7 protein-coding genes are annotated in these 5290 nt (G+C 73.6%); 4 read left to right on the top strand and 3 right to left on the bottom strand.

Going from position 1 to position 5290, the window contains the following annotated elements; all coding sequences use genetic code 11:
• Positions 1 to 513, top strand: a 513-nt coding sequence (locus AOK23_RS16850) for a hypothetical protein (protein WP_206336222.1), incomplete at its 5' end; no start/stop codon positions are given.
• A gap of 39 nt (positions 514 to 552) precedes the next feature.
• On the opposite strand, the gene AOK23_RS16845 is transcribed toward AOK23_RS16850, so the two are convergent.
• Entirely contained in the window at positions 553 to 825 is a 273-nt protein-coding gene (locus AOK23_RS16845; RefSeq protein WP_055514786.1) for a DUF4031 domain-containing protein, read from the bottom strand.
• A complete protein-coding gene (locus AOK23_RS16840) occupies positions 822 to 1217 on the bottom strand; it encodes a hypothetical protein (RefSeq protein ID WP_055713527.1) in 396 nt (131 codons plus the stop codon). The genes AOK23_RS16845 and AOK23_RS16840 overlap by 4 nt, the downstream gene beginning before the upstream one ends.
• Positions 1218 to 1432: 215 nt before the next feature.
• Here AOK23_RS16840 and AOK23_RS16835 point away from each other — a divergent pair, with 215 nt between their 5' ends.
• Together AOK23_RS16835 and murQ are read left to right on the top strand one after the other, a co-directional pair.
• Positions 1433 to 2452 (top strand): MurR/RpiR family transcriptional regulator, encoded by a 1020-nt coding sequence (locus tag AOK23_RS16835; protein ID WP_055713526.1) that lies wholly within the window; start codon positions 1433 to 1435, stop codon positions 2450 to 2452.
• A gap of 84 nt (positions 2453 to 2536) precedes the next feature.
• Positions 2537 to 3499: an N-acetylmuramic acid 6-phosphate etherase gene (gene murQ / locus AOK23_RS16830; RefSeq protein WP_055713525.1), complete on the top strand. Its 963-nt coding sequence runs from the start codon at positions 2537 to 2539 to the stop codon at positions 3497 to 3499.
• A gap of 23 nt (positions 3500 to 3522) precedes the next feature.
• Here the strand turns inward: murQ and AOK23_RS16825 are convergent, their stop codons facing one another.
• On the bottom strand, positions 3523 to 4335 hold the full coding sequence (locus AOK23_RS16825; protein WP_055713524.1) for an NAD(P)H-binding protein: 813 nt from the start codon (positions 4333 to 4335) through the stop codon (positions 3523 to 3525).
• Positions 4336 to 4398: 63 nt separating this feature from the next.
• On the opposite strand from AOK23_RS16825, the gene AOK23_RS16820 reads away from it, so the two are divergent.
• The gene (locus AOK23_RS16820) at positions 4399 to 5085 is read left to right on the top strand and encodes a helix-turn-helix domain-containing protein (protein WP_240496416.1); all 687 of its coding nucleotides are present in this window, start codon (positions 4399 to 4401) and stop codon (positions 5083 to 5085) included.
• Positions 5086 to 5290: the final 205 nt, after the last annotated feature.

The raw sequence follows: 5290 nt of genomic DNA, 5'->3' as shown, positions 1-5290 counted from the left end.
ACCCCGACCCCGGAGACCACCACACCCACGCCCGACGCCGACGACATCGAGGACGGCGAGGACGACGGACTCACCACCGCCCAGCGGGAGTTGCGGGACTCGCTCAACCCGGCGCAGTGGCGCCGCGAGAGCTGCGAACCGGACACGGCACCCGGCGCCGAGGCGTCACTGCGCTGCACGGTGACCACGCAGGACCCCACGTACGGCGCCCTCACCACCAAGGCGAGCATCTCGGTGTACGGCTCCAAGAGCGAGGCGCAGAAGGTGTTCCGGGACTACACGGCCGGCCTGCCCGACGGCAACTGCGACCAGCAGCAGAACGTCCGCGGCGTCTGGTCGGAGAACGGCTCCGACACCCCGGCCGGGGACGCGGCCTGCTACATGAACACCACGTTCCAGTACGTGATCACCTGCACGTACTACGACCGGCCCGCCCTGTTCGCCGTCACCGGCCCCGACTTCCCGGCACTCAACCGGTGGTGGCACGGCCTGGACCCGATCTTCACGGACTGAAGCCGTCCCCGCCCCTCACCGGCCGGGGCCACTCCCCCGTCACCGGCCGACGGGCCGCCCCTTGGGGCGCCGCAGCCCCGCCGCGGTGAGCCGGCGGAGCAGTTCCTTCGAGCCCACCTCCACCGCGCCCGCGGCCACGACGTCCTCGTAGCGGTGGGACGGGATGTCGTAGTGGTCGCGTTCGAAGGCCCGCTCGGGCACGCCGACCCGGCGCGCGAAGTCGTGCAGCTCGTCGAACGAGACGTCGCTGACCAGGTGCGACCACATCCGGCCGTGGCCCGGCCAGGTGGGCGGATCGATGTAGACGGTCACGAGGGCGACGACCCCCCGGTGACGGCCCCCAGCGCGCCCACCGCCGCGACCCGGACCCCCGCCTTGTGGCACACCCACCGCGGATCGGGGCCCAGCTCCGGCTCGACGTCGAGGGCGTGCGGGTCGCCGGTGCCGCAGACCGGGCAGAGCGGCCAGCGCCCGTACCGTTCCAGCAGGGCGTCCTGGACGTCCTGCGCGATCAGCCCGGCGACGTACGCCGCGCCGTCCGGCCATTGCTCCACCCACCAGCGGCGCTGCACCACGGAGTCCTCGACCATCGAGACGACGTCGGCCTCGGCGACCTCCTGGGCGACCAGATCGGCGAGCACGAGCGCACGGGCCGCGTGCAACGCCTGCTCAAGGGGGCTCACGGGATCACTGCCGGGACTCATGCCTCCATTGTGCGCACCCTTGACCGCACACCCGGACGGAAAATATCTTTCATGGTGTGAGTGATGAGGTGAAGGAAATTTTCGCGCGAAGGAAAGGACGGAGACCACCGGAGGCGTCCCCGGCCGAGGGCCGGAAGCCGGCCGCCGCCGAGAGCCGACGTGCGACCGCGGCCGAAGGCGGACGTGCGGCTGAAGCCGAAGGCGGACGTGCGGCCGTGTCCGAAGGTGGACGTGCGAGTGGGGCCGAAGGCCGCGGGGCAAGCGGCGGACGCCCCGCCGAAACCGGCGGACGCCCGGCCGAAGGCCGCAGCGGCAACGGCGGCGGTGGAGGCCGCGGCGGTGGGGCCGCTCCGCCCGCTCCCGCCGCGCTCGCCGCGAAGGTGCGGACGCTCGCGCCGTCCATGACCCGGTCCATGCAGCGCGTCGCGGAGGCGGTCGCGAGCGACCCGGCCGCGTGCGCGGCGCTCACGGTCACCGGCCTCGCCGAGCTCACCGGCACCAGCGAGGCGACGGTCGTCCGCACGGCCCGGCTCCTCGGCTACCCCGGCTACCGCGACCTGCGCCTCGCCCTCGCCGGTCTCGCCGCCCACCAGCAGTCGGGCCGCGCGCCCTCCGTCACGGCCGACATCGCGGTGGACGACCCACTCCCCGATGTCGTCGCCAAGCTCGCCTACGACGAGCAGCAGACCCTCGCGGACACGGCGGCCGGACTGGACATGGTGCAGCTGGGCGCGGCGGTCCGGGCGCTGGCCGGGGCCCGCCGGACGGACGTGTACGGCGTCGGGGCGTCGGGGCTGGTGGCGCAGGACCTCACACAGAAGCTGCTGCGCATAGGGCTGATAGCCCAGGCGCACAGCGACCCGCACCTCGCCGTCACCAACGCGGTGCAGCTCCGCGCGAAGGACGTGGCCATCGCGATCACCCACTCCGGTTCGACGGGCGACGTCATCGAACCGCTGCGGGTCGCCTTCGACCACGGCGCGACGACGATCGCGATCACCGGACGGCCCGACGGACCGGTCTCCCAGTACGCCGACCACGTCCTGACGACGTCGACGGCACGGGAGAGCGAGCTGCGGCCGGCGGCGATGTCGTCCCGGACGAGTCAACTGCTGGTGGTGGACTGCCTGTTCATAGGGGTGGCCCAGCGGACGTACGAGTCCGCGGCGCCCGCGCTGTCGGCGTCGTACGAGGCGCTGGCGCACCGCCACAGGAGCGGAGGGCCTTCGCGGTAGGCGAGGACGAAGCACCGCAGTCGTCGCATCCTCCCGCCCCGCCCTCCGGGGACGCCGATCGCACCGTACGAAATGAGTCACCGCATGCCTTCCCTCCCCTACGGCTCCACCCCGAACGACCTCGCCGTACGCGCGGAGCTGGAGTCGCTGACGACCGAGGCGTTCCGCCCCGACCTGGCGGACATCGACCAGCTGCCGACCCTGGACATCGCGAAGCTGATGAACGGCGAGGACGCGACCGTGCCGACGGCGGTGGCCGCGCGGTTGCCGCTGATCGCGGCGGCGATCGACGCGATCGCGGAGCGGATGGCGCGGGGCGGCCGTCTGATCTACGCGGGGGCTGGCACGGCCGGACGGCTCGGCGTCCTCGACGCGTCCGAGTGCCCGCCGACCTTCAACACGGCCCCCTCCCAGGTGCTGGGCCTGATCGCCGGCGGCCGGGAGGCGGTGATCACGTCGATCGAGGGCGCGGAGGACTCGGCGGACCTGGCCCGCGCGGACCTCGGCGCGCTGGCGCTGACCCCCGACGACACGGTGGTGGGCGTCTCGGCCTCCGGCCGCACGCCGTACGCGATCGGCGCCGTCGAGTACGCCCGCGGCCGGGGCGCCCTGACGGTGGGCCTCGCCTGCAACGCGTCCAGCGCGCTCGCCGCGGCCGCCGACCACGGCATCGAGATCGTCGTGGGCCCCGAGCTGGTGACGGGCTCCACCCGCCTGAAGGCGGGCACCGCCCAGAAGCTGGTCCTCAACATGCTCTCGACGATCACGATGATCCGCCTGGGCAAGACCTACGGGAACCTGATGGTCGACGTCCGCGCCACCAACGACAAACTCCGGGCCCGCTCCCACCGCATCGTCGCGCTCGCGACGGGCGCGACGGACGAGGAGATCGACACGGCCCTCACCGCCGCGAACGGTGAGGTCAAAACAGCCATCCTCACCCTCCTCAGCAACACCGACGCCCCCACGGCCACCCGTCTGCTCCAGCAGAACCAGGGCCACCTGCGAGCGGCCCTGGCAGCGGCGACGACCACGACGACGCGCTGAGGGACGACCGGCGCGGCTGACCGTCAGGGATTCGACGCGCCGGCCGTGAACGCCTCCCGGTGGTCGCGCGCCCACCGCTCGAACGTGCCCGCCGGCCGGCCGAGCACGCGCGGCACGTGGTCGGTGACGTAGGCCGCACCGCCGGCGCGCGCCCAGCCGATGCCCGTGCGCATCCCGGCCGGCAGCCGGTCGAGCGTGCCCGCGTCGGTGGTTCTGACCGGACGTTCCAGCACGCGTTCCAGGATCGCCGCCTGCTCCGCGAACGTCAGCAGCTCCGGACCGGTCAGGTCGTACCGCCGCCCGTCGTGCGCGTCGCCGGTGAGGGCGGCGACGGCGACGGCGGCCACGTCCCGCGGGTCGACGACGGCCTGCCGGGAGTCGCCGGTCAGGTCCGGGATCGGCTCGCCGGCCCGGATCAGCGCCCGGTGCCACAGGAGGTTCGACGCGAAGCTCGGCGGGCGGAGCATCGTCCACACGAACCCGCCGGCCTCGATCGCCTCCTCCGCCGCGAGGTGCCACGCGCCGACCGTCGCACCCTCGAACCGCTCACCGCTGCCGATCGCGGACAGCTTGACGATCTTCCGGACGCCCGCCGCCCGCGCGGCCGTCAACAGGGCCAGGTCGTGGTCCGCGGTCGGCACGGGCGGCACGGTCACCAGGAAGACCGAGTCGACACCGGCCACCGCGTCCGCCAGCGACGCCGGGTCCTCGAAGTCGGCCCGCACCCCGCCGGGCCGCTCCCGGCGGGACATCGCCCGGAACGGCACGCCCCGCTCGGTGAGCAGACGGACGACATGACTACCGATGGTGCCGGTGGCACCCGTAACAAGGATCATGCTCCGACGATGTCAGCGCCCCGAGACCGCTCCATAGGAAGTTTCGGCACTATCGTGAGCCGCGTGCGCTCTCTCGTCGTGCCGCCCGCCCTGAAGCGCTGGGTGGCCGGGATCGACATCGCCACGGCGGCCGGTTCGCCGGTGGTTGACGTGCCCGATCACGCCACCACGCTGCTCCTGCGCATGGACCGGCGTGAGTTGATCGTCATGGGCCCCCGTACCCGGGCCGCCTACCACGTCGGTACGCCCGGCCGTTCGTGCGTACGGGTGCGGATGCGCCCGGGTCGCGCGCAAGTCCTGCTCGGCCGTCCCCTGCGGGACCTGGCGGACCGGGCGCTGCCGCTCCAGGCGTTGCCGGGGCTGGACGTCGACCGGTTCGCGGCCGACCCGGTTGCCGCGCTCGAAGAAGCAGTGGCCGACCGCCCCGAACCCGCACATCGGCTCGACGAGGCGGCCCGCCTGCTGGCGGTGGTCGGCGTCGCCACGACCGCGGCCCGCCTGCACATCAGCGAGCGCCGCCTGCACACCCTGTTCACCGACGGCACGGGCCTGTCCCCCAAACGCTTCGCCCGCATCGACCGGCTCCGCACGGTGCTCGCGGCGGACACCGGCCGCTGGTCCGACATCGCGGCGACAGCGGGTTACTACGACCAGTCCCACATGACAGCGGAGTTCCGCCACTTCATGGGCGTCCCCCCGGCAGCGTTCACGGCGGGCCGACACCCGACGGCAAGCCCGTGCACGACCTGAGCCGACTAACGCGGGGGCACGGGGGCGGCAGCCCCCGTAAGGGGCGCGGGGAACTGCGCGACCGGCCACAACGAACCGCAAGCATCCCCACCCACAGCAGGCACCCCCATCCACTGAAGGCGGGGTCCGGGGGCGGCAGCCCCCGAAGGCAGGCCGGGGTCGAAGGGGCAGCACCCCTGGGGAGGGGACGGGTAGGGGCGGCGGG

The sequence above is a fragment of the Streptomyces torulosus genome (assembly GCF_001419765.1).
Lineage (GTDB): Bacteria > Actinomycetota > Actinomycetes > Streptomycetales > Streptomycetaceae > Streptomyces > Streptomyces torulosus.
Note: the sequence above shows the minus strand (reverse complement) of the source record. Positions and strands in the feature narration are given on the sequence as shown.